Below are 17,849 nucleotides of genomic sequence, written 5' to 3' on the forward strand. Positions count from 1 at the left end.
GCCGATCGTGCCGGTCGCGCGACGGCGGCAGTACTGGTCGGGGGAGGTGACGGGAGATGCCCAGTTCGTTGATCATTGTGGGCCTTGCTGCGGCATGGCTCGCTGTTCTCGTTCCCATGTTCGCGCGCAAACGGCAGGTCATCACACAGACGAACGAGGCCGCGCTGGCCGCGCGGGTCGTGCGCAGCGGCAGTGCGCGCGGGGCGGCGCGGGACGGCGCCGACGACCGTGACCACGTCGACGACTTCGTTGACGGCGAACGCGACGAACCGCACGACGAGGACGCCGGGGACGAGTGGGGTGCCGACGAGCGCCCCGGAGTGTTCCGCGACGATGATGCGTATGGTGATGAACTGGACGCCGAGAGTGACGATCCGGACGACGGCGAGGTCGGTGAGGACGCCGACGACGCCGAGTACGCCGGGGACGGTCCGATGAAGGACGGCTCACCACTGCGTCGCTACCGGCCCGGTCGTGGCGGTTTCGATCCCGAGGCGGCGGCGCTGGCCGCCAGGGCCAAGTACGCCTTCAGGCAGCGCGTCGTCATCGTTCTACTCCTGCTGGTGACCGCGACCGCGGTGGCGGCCGGATTCGTGTCCCCGCTCGTCTGGTGGGCGCACGGCGCCGCTGACGCGGTGCTCGTCGGATACCTCGTGTACCTGCGTAGGCAGGTGCGGATCGAGGAGGAGATCCGGCAGCGCCGCATGGCCAGGCTGCGCGCCGCGTCGCGGAAGGCGCCGCGCAGGCGCGATCCGCTCGCGGACATCGAGGTGGTGAACACCGATCCCGGTGACGTGGTCGGCTCCGAGCGCAAACCGATGCCGACGTCACGGGTGCGCAGGCAGGCCGTGGTGGTCGACCTGGAGGACGAGGACCCCGCGTTCCACGACCTCGCCGACCCGGGACCGATGCCCTACCGCCGGGCGGTAGGGGAGTAGGACCCCCCAGTGCTCGACGGGTACCGCGGAGTTGCTATGCTCGTTGAGCACAACAGCAAGGGGCTGTAGCGCAGTTGGTAGCGCGTCTCGTTCGCATCGAGAAGGTCAGGGGTTCGATTCCCCTCAGCTCCACTCTAGGGTCGTTATTGGAAGCCTTGCCCGCGTGAACGAATTCAGGGGGAGGGCAACGGATGAATCGGCCCGAAGGGCGTGGGCGGTCGTGGTCAGGGATCTGGTCTTCCTTGACGTAGGAAATTTCAGCGCGGCCTGGATGAGGCGGGCGTTGTCCGTGAGGCCGGTGTCGGCAGTGTCTAGACGGCGGGCGCGCGGCGTCGCGCACCGCGGAGGGAAACGGATCCTGGGGATCGCGTTGACCAGGTGCGTGAGCGGGCAATCGTGGGTGCTGGGCGGCAGAGATGTCGACGGTTACAGGCAGTTGGGCTCGGTCGGACAGGGCGTAGATCATCGAACTGGTTTGTGCCGCGGTCGACGACATTCGGGCCGGTCAGTCCGACTCTTTCCTGTCCTGGACGGATGCTCCGTCCAGGACCGCGCGGGATCAGTCGATCATGCCTTTGCCGCTTAGTTCGTACAGCACTGCCCGACCGCACGTGGCGCCACAGGCCAGGCGGCCGTCCACTCGGTGAACCGGCGATGCGCTGTCGGTTCTGTGACTCCGAAGCTGGGCGACAGGCGTCGCCAGGCGCACCCGCTGGTCAGCACGAAACCGATCGGGGTGAACACCGCCCGATTGTCCACCCGTGACATCCCACCACCCCGTGGGCAGCTAATCACCGCGTGGTCTCGCAAAGCTGCGGTAGTTCGACCCAGAGTCGTCACGCTGCCGGTCGCGTCAGTCACAGGTCCGCTAGGGTGTGAACAGTTTGATCGCGGATGTACAGGGCTGAACTAGCAGGCTGGGCACCGAGTGTGTGTCGGTGACCGGAGCAGTGCTCGAGCTGAGTACGGTCACCGACCAGTTGAGGTGCGTGACAGAAGGGAAAAGCGTGAGCAAGGGGCACCCGCTGCGCGCCAAGCGGCGACCGAAGTTCGAGGAGGGTGCCGACGCCTTGCGGGTCGTTGACCTCTTTGCCGGATGTGGTGGCTTAACCCTTGGGGTTGCTCAAGCTGCAAACAAGCATGGCATCGCACTTGAGGTCGCTCTCGCTGTGGACTTTGGTGAAGCGCCGACTTGGGTGTTCAAGGCCAACTTCCCGACCGCGAATGTGCGGCACGGATCGGTTGAAGATTACTTCGACGGAGCGCTCGGTGCAAATATAACGCGTATTGAGCACAAGACAAATGTCGAGGTTGGTCGGGTCGACCTCCTTATCGGAGGTCCCCCATGTCAGGGTCACAGCAACCTAAACAATCACACCCGGCGAGACGACCCGAAAAACCATCTATATCTTAGGATGGCGCGGGCTGCCGAGGTTCTCCAGCCTCGGGCAATTCTAATTGAAAACGTGCCGGCAGTGGTGTATGATAAACAGGACGTGGTATCGAACGCTATTGAGCACCTTAAGGGTGCTGGCTATGTGGTCGCCACTGATCAAATCGATCTTCTCAAGCTCGGCGTTGCGCAAACTCGCAAGCGTCACATACTTCTCGCTATCCGTGGTGACGTAGCCCCGCGTTGCGATTCCGTCGACGCGCTGCTCCAGCTGCAGAGCCACAACGGACGTCCGCGCGATCTCAGGTGGGCCATTGGCGACCTGGTATCAGTAGAGCCGAATACTACCTTTGATGCAGCCCCCAAATTCAGTGCTGAAAATATCAGGAGAATGAACTGGCTCATTGAGAACGACGAGTACGATCTTCCCAATGAGCTGAGGCCTAAGTGTCATCAAGGTCAGCATACTTACCATTCAATGTACGGCCGCCTTCGTTGGGACCAACCATCGCAGACGATTACCAGTGGATTCGTCACTATGGGTCGCGGACGATTTGTGCATCCAGAGTTACCGCGAACGCTCACGCAGCACGAAGCGGCTCGAATTCAAGGTTTCCCTGATTATTTTACTTTCGAGAAGAAGATGAAGCGCGAGCTTTTCCGAAATGAGGCGCAGCTCATCATCGGCAATGCCGTACCTCCGCAACTCACCTTTGCTCTCACGGCCAAGCTTTTCAACGTTGGCGTGCTGGATGCGACGAGGCAAGAGGACGCGGACGAAGTGTCGGAGATCCTGGTTCCCGAACCAGCAGCGGATGTCGCAGAGCCTTTGGCGGAGGCAGTCGCGTGAGGCGGCCTGCTTGGCCAACACACGTACAGTGTTGCTTGCGCGCTGAACCGGTAGGTCTCGAGTCGATCGGCCTAGAGGGGCCAGGGGTGCAACGACAGGGCTAGCACTGGTGGGTCCGATCCGATCCGCCTGAGAACCTTGGGAAACCCCGCCCGCTAATTTGAGTCACTTCTCCAGGACGAGCAGGTACGATCGGGTCCGCTAACGACCGGCCGGCGAGGGGTACTGCATGGAGTTAGTGGTCAACAAACACGTTCGGCAGATGCGTCGTTATCGTCCATTCGACGCAGACTCCGGCAGCATGATCTACGAGCGTCAGACCGACCGGGTCAACAGGCTCTATCCCGTTGTGACACTGGAGTATCTGCTTGAGGTCATCGAGCGGAGCGAGACGAAGACAATCGTGCTGACAGGTGACGCGGGGCACGGAAAGACGAGCCTGTGCGCGAGCGTGCTTGGACGGCTCCGCACGGACGAGCCCGGTGATGCCAGCCGCGCGGAGATCCAGCGTGCGGTCTTCGCTGACCTTGAAGCATATGGGGACGCCAGTCGGCCCGTAGGTAGCACAGGCAGCGGTCGACCGCTCTACGTGCTGAAGGATCTCAGCGAAATCAACATCGATGGCGGAGCACAGCGACTCCGTGCGCTTCTTTCGCCTCCTGGACACGGCGTCGCGATCATCTGCGCCAACGAAGGACAGTTACGCAAGTGCGTGGCGAGTGATACCACCGGCCAGGCTCATGTGATTGTCCAGACCCTTAGCGAAGGGATCAAGCGAGGACGCGTGACGTCTCCGGACGGGTCAGTCATCGTCATCAACCTCAACTATCAGACGGTGGCGTCCGAGGTTGGAGGAAAAGGACTCGTGCCGTGGGCACTCGGCCGGTGGACGACTGCGCAGGGGAATCGCTGGAAGGTATGCGAGAACTGCCTGGCTCAACACGTATGCCCTATCCTCGCGAACCAGCGAGAGCTGAGCGACGTGAGCGCGGGTCCGTCGCGACGTGAGGCGGTCAAGGACCTATTCGCTGCGGCAGAGCGGACCGGTGCCGTTATTACGACACGGCAAGCGTTATCGGTTCTCAGTCAAATGATTACTGGTGGGCTTGACTGTGAGGATGTTCACCGTCGCTACAGTCGAGCTCACAACGACCAGTCTTGGCAATACGTTCACATGTATCACCAAGCCTTGTTCGGTGATCGGCTCAATCAGGAGCAGCGCAAACTTGTGCCAACGTTCAGGCCTTTGCGACGTCTTGACCCAGGGCGGGTCTCGCGTCGAGAAGTCGACGATCATGTCGACCCTGCTCTAATCTTGACGAAGTTCACTCCCGAAGATCCGAGTAGCGACGAGGAGCGGGTTCGCACCGCGAGAGACGCACAGAAGCAGGCAGAGAGGCTCCGGGATCTGTACGTCTTCTTGCGGCGCGCTGACTTCTTCAACTCCACAAGTACAGATCGCTTCGCGCGCATGGGGCTGCAGTCCGGTGACGACTTCGTTGCAGTCCCGATGGCGGCGAAGGATAACTCGGACACCAATGTGAGAGACCGCTTCCTCAAGGGGCTTGAGGCGGTGCAGGGTGTGCATCGCGCAGGAAGCAATCCGGACTTTGTTGTGCTCGATCCGGCGTTCTTCACGCACCGGATGCGGGCTGCGGTTATCTCGCGGCGCGTGTCTAGCAAAGGTGCCATCGTCATCGATCAGGTCGGTCAGTGGCGAGCTGAGAGCGATACGGAACCGGAGATGCAGCATGCTGTTGAGTGGTTGAACCGAGAGATTTACATCCGGATCCCCGAGGTCGCCGGTGATGGTAGGACGGTCTCGGTTGAGGCTGACCTCATGAGGTTTGAGCTCCTGACTCGCTGGGCCGAGGGGCTTCGTAGCGAGGTCCAACACGAAGCCGAGATCCGGGGACTGACTGGCGCCTTAGCCGAGTTAGCACACGCGCCCGGTCAGGAGGACGAGATCCAGGTCCTTGTGGTTGATGTCCTACGCAAGCTGATGATCGACGTCGGTGACAAAATTCGACTGGTGCGTGGCTGATGGCAGAAAGGTCAAGAGCGAAAGCCGAAGTTGTTCTGCAGCTCTTCGGTGTGAACCTTGAGCATCAAGGGCGGGGGTTCTATGTGTCACTGGAAATGCTGGCTATCGCCAGAGGCGCCTACGTTATCGACGAAGACCTTCTGTTGGCGAACGACAGCAGCACCATCAGGTACAAGCGGATTTCACACGACCTTGCGCGGCGGATCGCGACGCGGGCGACGATCGTCGAGGGTCGGGATGAGCTCGCAAAGGCGGTCGAACTCGAGACGCCTGAAGCCTTCGACACGCTGCGCGCGCTGTTCTCGTCGCTAGTCGTGGAGGTCCCTGGCCGGAAAAAGGCGCCAAGCTGGTTTGGTGCACACCTCTACCCGTTTGTCGGCGAACTGATCCACTACGACGCGACCGAACGTGTGGTACCGAAATCACATGCACGGTCAAAGGACGGCAGTAAGCGTTCCAGGCAAGCCAAGACCGTTGACTCCGGCGCCAAGGCACCGCAGATTGAGCGTTACCTCTTTCGCGACGGGGGCGGCTGGGCGTACAAGGTACTACGGACTGATTCTAACGATGACCGGCGCATCGGCACGCGCCAGGGGCTGGCTGAGCTCGTGCGCGATAGCGGTACGCCCTTGGGGAACCTGGCCAAGTCGTTGAGCGCCCATGACTTCGACTACGACGAGGAGCCATACGAGGACATCTTCGAAGGCAAGATCGAGATTTTCGACGAATCGGACCCATCCTGCTCGAACGGCAGTACATGGCCCGAACTGATGCGCGACGGGGTCCACAACATTGTCACTCGGAGCGCCGCTCCGCGGGCCAAGCGGATCGAGAGCTTGATGCACTGGGTTCCCTACTGCCTGGCACGTCATCAACTGTGCCTTGCACGGCGTAAACTCAACGTCGACACCGAAGCGGTCTTGCTTGATTTTGGCAACGAAACGAGCCCTCTGCGTACCGCGTCCCGAAAGCATCTCGACGAGTTCCGCGCGGACATCGTCGGGGCACTCAATGTACAGGCTAAGGAGATGGTGTCGGCGGCTGGATCCGATACTGAGATCCAGCGGTACGAGAAGTTCGCTAGAGAGACCGGGGCTGCGGTGACTTCACCGCGTGCATTCTTCACCGAGACTCTGGCTGCTGTTGGAGCTCTCAACTCAACCACTGGTCGTCGTCACTTCACGCTGAAGCCGCCGATGCTCGAAGCGATCGTCTCGGCGACGATCGCGGGTGACCGTGAAATGGAGTTCGGCGAGTTCTGCAAGGCGATCTACCAAAAGTACGGCCTGGTCGTTCACAGCGGTACTATGGGGCGCGACGCTCTAGCATACGACGTTCCCCCTTCTGTCCTTGACCGGAACCTGAACCATTTCCGTGATCGGCTGGCCGCGGTCGGCCTGCTCACCCAGTATTCGGATGCGACAAGCATGGTGCGAGGAGAGCCTCGGTGACAGACAACGGGATAAGGGCGCTGGGACGGTTTGTGGCGGATGAAGCGATCCGCACGATCACCAAACCCGGAGATGGCCATCCGGCCTTACTCGTAGCGGGATTCGACGTGAAAACGATCGGGCACGCGCTCCGCCGCATTGCGGACCGAAACACGGAACCCGACTTTGCCGAGATCATCGTAAAGGTCGGTACGTCGAAGCCGATCGACGGTGTTCCGGCTAAGTATCTGCTGAAGCCTGACGAGCAGTTGACTAAATGGCGTAACCGGCAAGGCGCGGCCCTGCTCCTCTTCGCCTACGGTGATTCGCCTGACGCGCAGGGTCTCAGCGCGATGAAGGCCCTCAACGACGCGACGCTCTTGAGCGGCACTAACGACGCCGACTGTGACGGGTTCGAGCGGTTCCTGGACGAGGCCTGGCGTACGCTCGTAGCTGACCGGGACGTGCCTGCCCTCATCGTCCGTCAACTCCCTCGGATCTGGCAAGCGATCACGGCGGAAGCACCTAAGACCTTGAGGAGGTGGGCCGACTTCCTGGTGAACATCGTAGAAGCTGTCGCATCAGAGCCGGTTTACACCGAGGACGTAATCTACCCAGCGATCTGCAAAGCACTTCCGGTCCTTGACCTGTTCCCAGACAACGCCCTATTCAGTCGTGAAGCCGCACTAGAGAACAGGGTCAGGATTAATGCCCGCGTAAGCACGCTGCGTCAGCAGCCTCGGGGGGCTGAAATTTCTGAGGACGACCTGATTGATCGGATCGGCGCAGCAGAGTTCAGCGATGACGCTCTGGCGCAGATCAGCGCATCAGTTCAGGAAGCCAAGACTCGCATGCGCGAGTTAGTCTTGAACCGAGATGCGCGGACGCCCGAAGCCCGCTCCCAGAAACTCTGCGAGCACGACCTGGCGCTCTGGCTTGAGGTTTTTGAGCACAGGTCGAAGGCCTGCGGCCTCGGGCAACAGGTTCGTGAGGATCTTGACCGGAACCATCCCAGCCGTGTTGATGAGTTCAACGCGATGCTCATTGAGGACGCCTTGGATCAGGGCGACCAGGATGCTGCCCAAAGGCTCCTTGACGAGGCTCCGCCGCTCGCCGGGGACGACCCTCTGGCAGATCTCCTGCAGAAGAAGTTGCGCCGTAAGCTTGAGAAACTCGCTTATCCCGACTCTCGTTTCGTCCAAGACCCACTCCGGGCACTCTTGCGCGAGCTGACGTATTTCCATGACGAGAATGATGGCGTCATTTCGATGCGTATTGAGGGTGCAACAGAGGCTGGTTCATGGAGCCGGTGGCTGTTCGCCTTCCTATACGCACGCACGCTTCGTGACATCCAGGACTCAACTGGATTGCGGCTCTCCCTTAATGTCCATGATAACTTGTTGAATTGTCAGACTCCTAGCGCCCCGGAGGAGTCTGACCACGAGTTCGACCCGGCGATCGAATGGGCACCGCTGAGGTTCCTCATCGAGATGGACGGCGTGCTCCAGCGGAGGTTCCGTTGGGACCCACTCGCGATCCCGGGACAGATTGCGCTGGCGGCCATTGTACAGGGCAAACGCACAGCTCCTGGTTATCAAAGCGGTGTCACTCTCGACAGGTTCGTTGATGAGTTCATCGACCCGCAGCAATGGTACGACAATACAGGCGTACCCACGACAGAGTTCGCACGCCGTCTGCACAATCTGAGGGAAGGCCACTTCGGCGTCCTTGCTGCAGGCTTGGATGCAGTCCAGATTGATGAGTACGTTGAGGAATGGAATGAGGTGATCCGAGAAGCTCGCGTCGAGCTGGTCCCCGAGAACGCCCCTAATGCAGACCTGGAGGCCGTCGTACTCACCGACATGGTCCTGCTCGCAAACAGCCGAATCCTTATGCTCGCAACGCACCCACTGAAGTTGCGTTGGCTGGCGCAGAACCTAGCAGGTGTCGCGCAGCTGATCCGGACCGCGCTCAACGAGGACGGTGGCCTGCGCTTAAACGGCGAAAACGAGGACCTGTTTTTCGACGCGGTCGACCGTGTCTCGCCTCACGGGAATCCAGCCGTGGTCGTCGGGCCAAAGAACACAGTTGCGATACCGATGCGTGAATCAGCCGGGCACGAGGAATACGCTCCGGTCCTGCACGGTGGAAACGAGTCTAAGGAGTGGCTCTCCAGCGTTGATGAGACCGCCATCGACGAGATGGTCCGAGTTATCACGGACTATTTGACGACCTACCCGCAGAAACTGGATGGCCTCCGGGTTTTGCTCTTGGACCGCAATGGTGACCCCGTGCTACCCGTTCGGGTCGCAAAGCAGCTTCGGACGAGAAAACCTCGCGTCAAGGTGGACCTGGTCGTCCTCGCGCCGCAAGCAACCCACCATGAGATCATCCAAGGATTCGATCTGCAGTTTACCGACCCTGAGCTGTCGGATGACAGATTTCTACCAGATGTACAGCTCATGCTGCAGAATTGGGATCCGGACCAGCCGGCGCAGCTTGACCATCTAATCGATACCATCGACATCGCCTTGGCGCCTGCGCTCTTCGGCACCCACGCTCGCATCACACCTAGTACTAAGAAAGAGTCCTTATCGGGTGCTTTCGACCCGTGGAAGCATTCCGCATCTCACAACCTGACTCAATCGAATGAAAACGTCGCCCGTGAGCTTCTCCCGCACACTGCCGACGAGATGCTTGAGTCTTGGTCCACCTTGTGCGTCCGGTACGAGCGCAGGTCGCCAGTGTCATCGGAAAGCGTTGACGGAATCGACTTCTTCGTCATGCGCGTGGAGTTTGATCAGCATCAGGAACTTTTCGCCACCTTGCATTGTGTCGCGCATTGGGTCGTCACTCTTGACAGCTTCGTCGGACGTGAGCAAATCGATGCTTTACCTAACAGGCCGGACGTAATCCTGGTTAAGCCCAGTGTCGGTAAGAATGAGTCCTATACTCTCGTAGTCAGTTCCCAGACTGGCAGGAAATTCGTCGTCCAGGCGTTACGCAGGCGTTTGATGCGGGTTGGCATCGTCAATGATCAAGATTCAGAACCCACCGCCGCCCGGATTTATGAAGTCGGCAGGAACGTCGTGCCTGGAGCTGTGTTGCGTTCTCTGGGCATCGGCACCACAGTCAACGAGATCGTCGGGCTCGTTGCCACCCGGTTCGTGCTTGAGCAATACTTCCCCATCTCTTCCGCTGAGACGAGCCTGGATACCTGGATAAGCTTCGACGAACACCATCGTTGGTTCGGACGCGGGCGTAAGACACGAGCCGACCTCGGACGGTTCGTGCTGACGGTACAGGCCGACGAGAGCGTCCGCCTCGACGTTTTCGTTGCAGAGTCAAAGTTCCGTCAGACGCTTGACGTGGGCTCTGCCGAAGAACAACTAGACCGGACCACTGATTTGTGCGCGGACGCATTCAGGTCGGGCGAAGAGGCATTTCACGACCGCCCGTTCTGGCTTGACGAGCTGGCCGCGGCGATCGCCCAAACTGGAGGAGACGGTCTCAAATCGGCAGATCTCCCTCCGCGAATAATTCACGGTGATGGCGACGCTGCCAGAGTCAAGGAGAAGATTCTTGAGGCGTTGCGATCAGGCAGGGTTGAGCTCGGCTCGGTGATCGGGGTTGCTGTCGCGATCGCTGCTACCGACCACGAACCCTCGCCCGCACCAACCCGCCTTGGCAGGCACACTCTGCTCGTGCTCAAGAAGGATAGGCTCCAGTCACTTATTGGGGCATTGCGAGCGGAGCATGCTCCGGCGACCGCCGCTCTCATCGTTGAGGACAGTGGATTTGACCGATCGGGGGCTGAGAGCCAGGGTGTGAGTGCGCCAGCCTGCGCCGCATTCTCGCAGTCGGCTCCTATTGCGGAATTGGTTGGGGAGTGCAACGAAGCTGGTACGAAGGCTGCCGTTGATACTCCAGTCCCTGAGAGCCCGCAACAAGGCGTGGGCGGTGGGTCGGCCCGCGCTGTTGGACTCGGAGACGACGAGCTCGTCCGCCGCTACAACCGGGTCGCTGACGTCTTCGCCCGCCACAAGGTCGGCGTGACCGCTCCTCAGAACGGCAGGTGGCAGGAGGGGCCTGGCTTTTACATACTTCGGTTTGTCCCGTCTCCGGGGGTGTCTGTCGACAAGTTAATCAGCCGCCGCGACGAGATCAAACTCGCACTGGAACTTGAGGCAAAATTCAGCATCCGGGCTCAGGTCGACCGCGGTGCAGTGTTGTTCGAGGTGCCAAAGCCTGCTGCGGAGAAGTACGGTGTAATCGCGTCAGACTTGTGGCAGCAGTGTCCAGTTGAGGGCGATCGGCTAATTGCACCAATCGGCGAAGATATCCGAGGGAACGCGGTCGTCGTTGACCTCTCGTCGGCAGATTCACCCCACCTGCTAGTGGCGGGCACGACGGGCTCCGGAAAGTCCGTCGCCTTGGAGACAATTCTAAAGGGGCTAAGCCGCTACCACTCGTCCGAACTTCGGCTACGGCTTGTCGACCCAAAGGGGACCGAGCTCGTCGATTTCGAAGGGGATCCGCACCTTGAGGGAGAGATCGGAATGGACGCGGCTGACGCTATCGAAATCCTGGACAATGCGGTCGAGGAGATGACAGAGCGTTATAAGGCGATGAAAGAGTTACGCGTGCGTAAGCTAGTCGACTATAACACCAAGGTTGACTCATGCGACCGCAAGCCGTGGGTAGTGATCGTCCTTGATGAGTACGCGGACCTGACGAGCGATCCGGACGAGAAGAAGCGCATCGAAGTGTTACTCAGGCGGCTTACCCAGAAGGCCAGGGCCGCTGGAATCCACGTGATTACCGCAACGCAGCGTCCGAGCGCCGACGTCATCTCTCCTACAATTCGGTCAAATTTCCCTGCCCAGCTGGCGTTGCGTGTCAAAACGTCCACCGACAGTCGTATCGTCCTTGACGAGACAGGAGCGGAGGCGCTGGCTGGACAAGGCGACGCCCTGCTCCATACCGCGCGAGGTTCCGTCAGAGTGCAGGTCGCCTATGACGGCTGAAACGTTTTTCTCCTCCTGTTCTTTCCACTTTCGTAGACGCGAGCACCGATGCCAGCTGAGGTGCCGGGGTGCAGCCGTGCAGCGCTTGCCTGCAGCTCGGCGAACCGTCCTGCTGCATCTTCAACCGTTTCCCGAGCCGGGGTGTGATGTTCGGTCCCGGTGGCTACCTGCGGATCGGCTCTTGACGCGGTGCCGCCACGCGGCCTCGACGCGGTCGGCTGCTGCGCCGGTCGCCTCGTGTTCCCACACGTGCAGCACGCGCCAGCCGAGCGCGGCGAGCTCGGCGTCCTTGGCGCGGTCACGGGCGGTGTTGCGATCAAATTTGGCTTGCCACCAGTCCCGGTTGTTGCGCGGCACTGTGCTGTGTTCGGGGCAGCGGTGCCAGAAGCAGCCGTCCACGAACACCGCGACCTTCGCCCTGGTGAACACGATGTCCGGACGGCCGGGCAGCCCGGGATGGTTCAGCCGGAACCGCAGACCTCGGCGGTGGAGTTCGCGCCGCAACGCGGCCTCAGGCTTGGTGTCCGAGCGCGGCTGGCGACGCAACCGTGCAGACGTCGCGGCATCCAGCGGCGTCGGCGAGCGGTCCATTACCGCAGAGCCTAACTCTTCAGTCGGTAACGAACCCGCCGCGATGTCTCCCATCACCGAAAGTGTCATCGTCGACGATCGAGAGGAAGCTGTTACGGCAACGAAGCCCGAAGCCGACGGCGCAGGAGCAGTGAACCTTTTCCACTTGGTTCGCGGGGTGTCGATGCTGGTGAGGCCGGGTGCGGGCAGTGAAGAAGCTCCTGGTAGATGAGTGAGTCTTTTCCACTTGGCGCAGCGCGATGCCCTGACCGCCACCGAGGTCCGTGTCGTCGCCGACAGCGCTTACCACGGCGCGGGCGGGAACGTCGACCTCCCGCACCGCCGCCGAGCACGCGAGGACCATCGCGGCAACCGGTTTCGCCTGTCGACGAACCAGAAAGGTTGTCAACGCCGCCCACGCCCGACTACGCGGCCCGGCGAACGCGCCAAACGCCCAGCCCAAAAGCTGAAGATTCCTCCGCAAGATTCGCACCCCACACCACGCGCCCCTGCTGATCAACGCAGTACAGACCCTCATCCACGCAGGCTGAACACAAGTGGAAAAGACTCAATGAGAATTCTGGTTTCCGTCAGGTCGCGAGGAGCTTGGCGATCGTGTGGGCCGAGCGATAGCCTGCGGGGACTCCGGGGACCAGTGCGACCCGGGAGTCCATGTGGCCGGTGCGCAGGCTGAGAATGGCCTGGTAGGCCGGGCTGGAATACCAGTCGCGGGCGGCGGACAGCGTGGGAACTCGATGATCACGATGTCACCGGGCCAGTCGCCCTCGACGATCTCCGAGGCCGCGCCGTGGATCAACCAGGTGCCCCCGAAGGGTTCGAAGGTGGCCTCGATCTGTTCCATGTAGCGCTGGACGTCCGGACCGAACTTCACGTTCCTGAGATGCGCGATGACGTAGCCGCGCGCGGTCATGCCGGGACCTTGTCGAGGAAGCCGCGGACGTCGTGGATCCGGCCGTCCTCGTCGAGGACCACCACGTCGAAACCGATCACCACCGGTTCGTCGCCCTCGGGTCCGAGCCCCCACCGGAACCGGAGCTGTTGGTGGTGGGCGTCCACTTCGCCGAGCTGGGTGAACACGAAACCGGGAAACTGCGCGTGGACCTCGTCGATCATCGCGCCCACGCCGGAGTGGCCGCGTACCGCCGCCAGCGGGTCGACGTAGGTGACGGAGGCGGACCAGTGGGACGCCAGGAGGTGCGCCCGGTCCGCGCCGACGGCGTTCCATGTCGCGAGGTAGCGCTCGACGATGTCGTTCATCGTTGTTCCTTCTCGGTCGAGAGTGTTGACGTCGACGAGTCTGGTGTCGGCGGGCGCCGGGTTCCATGACCTCGGAGGTCATGGATTCCGGACGGTGCTTCGCTAGGGTTCGGGCCGTGGTGTCTTCCCTCGATGGCGTTGTCGACGCGGGTGCGCTGCTGCGTGCGTGGAGGCAGCGCCGCAGGTTCAGCCAGCAGGAGCTGTCGAACCGGTCGCGGGTCAGTACTCGCCACCTGAGCCGGGTCGAGACCGGCAGGGCACACCCGAGCGCCGAGATGCTGCTGCACCTGGCCGAGCATCTGGACCTGCCGCTCCGGGATCGCGACCGGATGCTCCTCGCGGGCGGATACGCGCCGCGGTACGGAGCCCGGAGTCGCGATGACGCCTCGACGGCGGTGGTGCTGGAGGGCCTGCGCGGTCTGCTGGACGCGCACCTGCCGTATCCGGCGCTGATCCTGGACACCTACTGGGATCTCGTCGACGCCAACGAGGCCGCCGGGACGCTGCTGGCGGGGTGCGCACCCGAGCTACTCGAGCCGCCGGTGAACGTCGTGCGGGTGTGCCTTCACCCGGGCGGCATTTCGAGCCGAATCCGCAACCTCGATACCTGGGCCGCCCACCTGCACCGGCAGGTCAACCGCCGAGCGGAGCGGACGCACGACCCCCGGCACCGGGAACTGGCCGAGGAGATCGCCTCGTACCGGCCCTGCGGTACCTCCGTGCCGCACACCTCGGGGCCGGTGCTGACCCTCGAACTCGACGCCGGTGACGGAGTTCTCCGGTTCTTCAGCGCGTCGGCCCAGTTGGACACCGCCACCGATGTCGCGCTCGAAGGGCTGCACGTGGAGACGTTCCTCCCCGCGGACGCCGAGACCCGACGGCGGCTCGGCTGATCGATCTTCGGGTTACTCGGCACCCGGGCCGGGCAGCACGTCGACATCGGTGGCGTGCATGGGCTCACCGCAGGCGGAGCAGCGCGGGTCGACGTGCGCGATCTCGCCGCAGGTGTGGTGCCGGTACAGCGTCGGCGGTCCCGATTCGCCTGCCGCCCACCGGTCGCCCCATCGCGCCATCGTCAGGAGCAGGTCGCACAGTTCCTGCCCCTTGCCGGTGAGGATGTACTCGTCGCGCGGTGGCCTGCTGGTGTACTGCCGCCGTTCCAGCACGCCGTTGTCGACCAGCCGGGTGAGCCGCTCCGCGAGCACCTTGCGGGAGATGCCCAGGCTCTGCTGGAGCTGCTCGAAGCGGGTGGTGCCGATGTAGACGTCGCGCAGGATCAGCGGAGTCCACGACTCGCCGATGACATCCACCGTGCGGGCGATCGAGCAGGCCATGTCGCCGAAGCGGGTGCGGTGCATGGCCACCAGTTTAGGCGGGTGGGTTCCCTCAGGAAACTATGGTGACTACAGTGACACCCATCCGTTTCTTCAAGGAACTTTGCAGGAGGGTGGCCCATGAACCGGCCCAAGGTCGTCACGGCGCAGGAGTGGCAGGCGGCGCTCGACGCGCTGACGGTGAAGGAGAAAGCACAGACCAGGGCCCAGGACGCGCTGGCCGCCGAGCGGCGCCGGATGCCGATGGTCGAGGTCGACAAGCGGTACACGTTCACCGGGCCGGACGGGCCGGTGAGCCTGCTGGATCTGTTCGAAGGACGGCGTCAGCTCATCACGTACTGCTTCATGTGGCACGGCGCGGACGACGTCTGCTCGGGGTGTTCGATGTTCGCCGACAGCATCGCGCACCTGGCGCCACTGCATGCCCGCGACACCTCCCTGGCCATGGTGTCCCGGGGTCCGATCGGCGAACTCATGGCGTTGCGGCAGCGCATGGGCTGGACCGTCCCGTGGGTGTCGTCGCTGGACAACGACTTCAACGACGACATGGGTGCCGGTGACGGATTCGCGCTCAACGTCTTTCTCCGTGACGGCAGCACCGTGTACCGCACCTACTTCACGACGGCGCGCGGGGTCGAGCGGCTCGGCAGCGCGTTCACCTTCCTCGATCTGACTCCGTTCGGCAGGCAGGAGACCTGGGAGGACTCACCGGAGGGCTGGCCCCAGACCGAGCCCTACCAGTGGTGGCGCCTGCACGACGAGTACGAGGACCAGGGTCGGCACGGAGGGGCGGGATCGTGATCGTGCGATCCCGGTGGCCGACCTCCTGCGGCGACGGGGATGCCTCACCGACTCATCACACCTGGTCGGTGCCGCCGTTGAAGGCAGTGCCTGCCAGGCCGGTCTGGTAGGCGATGACGACGAGTTGCGCGCGGTCCCGAGCTCTCAGTTTGGTCATGGCGCGTTGTACGTGGGCGCGGACGGTGAAGGGGCTGAGGTACATCCGATCAGCAATTTCCAGGTTGGACAGACCGGTCGCGACCAGGGCGACCATCTCGCGTTCGCGCGGGGTGAGCGCGGCGAGTTGTTCGGGGTCGCGTGCTGGTGTGGCGACCGGTGTGGCGAGAAAACGAGCCACCAGGGAGCGGGTCGCGGTGGGCGACAGGAGGGTGTCGCCGTCGGCAATCGTGCGCACGGCGTCCATCAGGTCATGAGCCTCGATCCCCTTGCCGACGAAGCCGCTGGCCCCGGCGCGCAGTGCTTGGGCGATGTGCTCGTCGGTCTCGTACGTGGTGAGGATCAGTACGCGGGTGGCCCGGAGTTCCGGATCGGCGCAGATATCCACGGTGGCGGTGATGCCGTCCATGTTGGGCATCCGGATGTCCATGATCACCACGTCTGGGCGCACTTCGCGGGTCAGGGCCACGGCCTCACGACCGTCGCTTGCCTCGCCGACGACGGCGATGTCGTCAGCGCTGTCGAGGACCGTGCGCAGAGCGTCGCGGAGCAGCGCCTGATCGTCGACGAGGATCACTCGGAGCGTCACAGCGTGTCCGTGGCCTTTCAGTCGGTGTTCTGTTCGTTGCTCGGTGCGTCGTGGATCAGCGGTCTCGCTGTCGGCCCCGTGCTGTGGTCTCGACCCCTGGAACAGGCAGGTGGGCGGAAACGACGAAACCTCCCTGGGGACGCGCGCCCGAAGTGAGGGTGCCGCCGACCGCGGTAGCCCGTTCCCGCATTCCGATGAGACCGTAGCCGGGCGGACGTTGCGGCGACGTACCGGAGCCCCCGCCGTCGTCGGTGACGGTGACGGCTACGTTGTCGCGCTCCCAGGCGAGGCGCACCTCGGCGCTGCGGGTGGCAGCGTGCTTGGTCACGTTGGTCAGGGCCTCCTGAATGATGCGGTAGGCGGTGAGGTCCACTGCCGGCGGTAGGGGTCTGGCTGTGCCGTCCTCGTGCAACGACACCTCCATGCCCGCACGGCGAAAGGTGCTCAGCAGTGTGGGGACCCGCGACAGCCCGGGTGCCGGATCGCTGGGTGTCGAGGTGTCGCCGTTCTGGCGCAGCAGACCGACCGTGGCCCGCAGCTCGTCGAGGGCTTCTCGTGTGGTCTGAACCAGTTCGGCCAAGCTCGTGCGAGCCTGCTCCGGCTGGGTGTCGACGACGTGAGCGGCGACGGTGGCCTGCGCGTTGGCCAGGGTGATCTGGTGGGCTACCAGGTCGTGCAGCTCACGGGCGATCCGGACCCGTTCCTCGGTCGCTTTCCGGCGCGCCTCGCTGTCCCGCTGTTCCTCGGCCCGACGCGCACGCTCGTCCATGACCGCCAAGAAGGCCCGCCGGTGCTGCGCCGAGCGACCTGATACGGCGGCCACGAGCGGCGAAGCGGCCACGGTCACAAGCCGACTCGTGTCCTCCCACGAGAAGTCGGTCTCGAAGAAGGCGGTGAAGGCGACCAGCAGCGCGGCCGTCGGGAGCAGGACCGCGATCGTCACCCGCTGTTCGCTGCGTCGGGCGAGCGAGTAGGCGCTGATGACGGCGGGTGCCACGATGAGTGGGGTCGGTAGCAGCCCCAGTGGTGCCGCCAGCATTCCGCATACCCCCGTGGCCACGGTGGTGACCGCGGGCGCGCGATGCCGTGCCAGCAGTGTCGCGGACGACACCGCGGCGATGGCGTAGAGCGGTGCCGACGGCGGCGCCAACGTGTCGTCGACGTGCAGCACCCCTCCGAGCAGGCAGAGCACGAACGCTGTCGCGACGATCGCTCCCTCACGCCACCACGACCCGGCCGGTGGCACGGAACGGGAAACAGGCCTGCCCACCGGCCCTTCGTCGATGTCCACCCTCGGCAACACACGGTCAGGATACGAGACGGCCGTCGCGAACGTGGGTCACGCAGTGTAGTGCGTCTGCACCAGAAGATGTAGCGGGTTGGTCCGTGTGCATCAGACGAAGGTCGGTCTCGGCGAACGATGTGTGCGACCGCCGTAG

At 62.9% G+C, this 17,849-nt stretch carries 13 protein-coding genes, 1 tRNA gene and 2 pseudogenes; 8 read left to right on the top strand and 8 right to left on the bottom strand.

Going from position 1 to position 17,849, the window contains the following annotated elements; translation table 11 throughout:
* The first annotated feature begins 56 nt into the window (after nucleotides 1–56).
* The gene (gene sepX, locus FFT09_RS12130) at nucleotides 57–938 is read left to right on the top strand and encodes a divisome protein SepX/GlpR (protein ID WP_081191643.1); all 882 of its coding nucleotides are present in this window, start codon (nucleotides 57–59) and stop codon (nucleotides 936–938) included.
* A gap of 59 nt (nucleotides 939–997) precedes the next feature.
* A tRNA-Ala gene (locus FFT09_RS12135) sits at nucleotides 998–1,070 on the top strand.
* 188 nt (nucleotides 1,071–1,258) lie between these two features.
* Here the strand turns inward: FFT09_RS12135 and FFT09_RS23285 are convergent.
* Nucleotides 1,259–1,721, bottom strand: a pseudogene (locus tag FFT09_RS23285) (transposase); the annotation flags it as partial.
* Between the two features lie 155 nt (nucleotides 1,722–1,876).
* Between FFT09_RS23285 and FFT09_RS12145 the strand changes: the two are divergent.
* From FFT09_RS12145 to FFT09_RS12160, 4 genes are all read left to right on the top strand, one after another.
* Complete coding sequence (locus FFT09_RS12145; RefSeq protein WP_167305368.1) at nucleotides 1,877–3,181, top strand: DNA cytosine methyltransferase; 1,305 nt, start codon at nucleotides 1,877–1,879, stop codon at nucleotides 3,179–3,181.
* A gap of 301 nt (nucleotides 3,182–3,482) precedes the next feature.
* On the top strand, nucleotides 3,483–5,225 hold the full coding sequence (locus tag FFT09_RS12150) for a hypothetical protein (RefSeq protein ID WP_138382755.1): 1,743 nt from the start codon (nucleotides 3,483–3,485) through the stop codon (nucleotides 5,223–5,225).
* Complete coding sequence (locus FFT09_RS12155; RefSeq protein WP_138382757.1) at nucleotides 5,225–6,676, top strand: hypothetical protein; 1,452 nt, start codon at nucleotides 5,225–5,227, stop codon at nucleotides 6,674–6,676. The genes FFT09_RS12150 and FFT09_RS12155 overlap by 1 nt, the downstream gene beginning before the upstream one ends.
* Entirely contained in the window at nucleotides 6,673–11,682 is a 5,010-nt protein-coding gene (locus FFT09_RS12160; protein ID WP_138382759.1) for an FtsK/SpoIIIE domain-containing protein, read from the top strand. Before FFT09_RS12155 ends, FFT09_RS12160 begins: the two co-directional genes overlap by 4 nt.
* A gap of 120 nt (nucleotides 11,683–11,802) precedes the next feature.
* On the opposite strand, the gene FFT09_RS12165 is transcribed toward FFT09_RS12160, so the two are convergent.
* From FFT09_RS12165 to FFT09_RS12175, 4 genes and pseudogenes are all read right to left on the bottom strand, one after another.
* On the bottom strand, nucleotides 11,803–12,327 hold the full coding sequence (locus tag FFT09_RS12165) for a very short patch repair endonuclease (protein WP_341869009.1): 525 nt from the start codon (nucleotides 12,325–12,327) through the stop codon (nucleotides 11,803–11,805).
* Nucleotides 12,293–12,736, bottom strand: a complete 444-nt coding sequence (locus FFT09_RS22905; RefSeq protein ID WP_167305369.1) for a hypothetical protein — start codon at nucleotides 12,734–12,736, stop codon at nucleotides 12,293–12,295. Before FFT09_RS22905 ends, FFT09_RS12165 begins: the two co-directional genes overlap by 35 nt.
* 106 nt (nucleotides 12,737–12,842) lie before the next feature.
* A pseudogene (locus FFT09_RS23520) lies at nucleotides 12,843–13,183 on the bottom strand (DUF1330 domain-containing protein).
* Complete coding sequence (locus FFT09_RS12175) at nucleotides 13,180–13,530, bottom strand: nuclear transport factor 2 family protein (protein ID WP_138382761.1); 351 nt, start codon at nucleotides 13,528–13,530, stop codon at nucleotides 13,180–13,182. The pseudogene FFT09_RS23520 and the gene FFT09_RS12175 overlap by 4 nt, the downstream one beginning before the upstream one ends.
* Before the next feature lie 116 nt (nucleotides 13,531–13,646).
* Here FFT09_RS12175 and FFT09_RS12180 point away from each other — a divergent pair, with 116 nt between their 5' ends.
* Nucleotides 13,647–14,423: a helix-turn-helix domain-containing protein gene (locus FFT09_RS12180; protein ID WP_244231334.1), complete on the top strand. Its 777-nt coding sequence runs from the start codon at nucleotides 13,647–13,649 to the stop codon at nucleotides 14,421–14,423.
* Between the two features lie 12 nt (nucleotides 14,424–14,435).
* On the opposite strand, the gene FFT09_RS12185 is transcribed toward FFT09_RS12180, so the two are convergent.
* Nucleotides 14,436–14,888, bottom strand: a complete 453-nt coding sequence (locus tag FFT09_RS12185; protein ID WP_081191640.1) for a winged helix-turn-helix transcriptional regulator — start codon at nucleotides 14,886–14,888, stop codon at nucleotides 14,436–14,438.
* A 96-nt stretch (nucleotides 14,889–14,984) separates the two neighbouring features.
* On the opposite strand from FFT09_RS12185, the gene FFT09_RS12190 reads away from it, so the two are divergent.
* The gene (locus tag FFT09_RS12190) at nucleotides 14,985–15,665 is read left to right on the top strand and encodes a DUF899 domain-containing protein (RefSeq protein WP_081191639.1); all 681 of its coding nucleotides are present in this window, start codon (nucleotides 14,985–14,987) and stop codon (nucleotides 15,663–15,665) included.
* A 55-nt stretch (nucleotides 15,666–15,720) separates the two neighbouring features.
* Here the strand turns inward: FFT09_RS12190 and FFT09_RS12195 are convergent, their stop codons facing one another.
* Both FFT09_RS12195 and FFT09_RS12200 read right to left on the bottom strand, forming a co-directional pair.
* On the bottom strand, nucleotides 15,721–16,398 hold the full coding sequence (locus FFT09_RS12195; RefSeq protein ID WP_244231335.1) for a response regulator transcription factor: 678 nt from the start codon (nucleotides 16,396–16,398) through the stop codon (nucleotides 15,721–15,723).
* Between the two features lie 67 nt (nucleotides 16,399–16,465).
* Entirely contained in the window at nucleotides 16,466–17,713 is a 1,248-nt protein-coding gene (locus tag FFT09_RS12200) for a sensor histidine kinase (RefSeq protein WP_208544414.1), read from the bottom strand.
* Nucleotides 17,714–17,849 lie beyond the last annotated feature (136 nt).

This window comes from Saccharomonospora piscinae (assembly GCF_005862235.1).
In the GTDB taxonomy this organism is placed as follows: Bacteria; Actinomycetota; Actinomycetes; order Mycobacteriales; family Pseudonocardiaceae; genus Saccharomonospora; species Saccharomonospora piscinae.

Bases quoted from the DNA above. Each gene is read 5' to 3' on its own strand.
- sepX (WP_081191643.1), top strand. From the start codon at position 57: ATGCCCAGTTCGTTGATCATTGTGGGCCTTGCTGCGGCATGGCTCGCT.
- FFT09_RS12150 (WP_138382755.1), top strand. From the start codon at position 3,483: ATGATCTACGAGCGTCAGACCGACCGGGTCAACAGGCTCTATCCCGTT.
- FFT09_RS12155 (WP_138382757.1), top strand. From the start codon at position 5,225: ATGGCAGAAAGGTCAAGAGCGAAAGCCGAAGTTGTTCTGCAGCTCTTC.
- FFT09_RS12165 (WP_341869009.1), bottom strand. From the start codon at position 12,327: ATGGGAGACATCGCGGCGGGTTCGTTACCGACTGAAGAGTTAGGCTCT.
- FFT09_RS12175 (WP_138382761.1), bottom strand. From the start codon at position 13,530: ATGAACGACATCGTCGAGCGCTACCTCGCGACATGGAACGCCGTCGGC.
- FFT09_RS12185 (WP_081191640.1), bottom strand. From the start codon at position 14,888: ATGCACCGCACCCGCTTCGGCGACATGGCCTGCTCGATCGCCCGCACG.
- FFT09_RS12190 (WP_081191639.1), top strand. From the start codon at position 14,985: ATGAACCGGCCCAAGGTCGTCACGGCGCAGGAGTGGCAGGCGGCGCTC.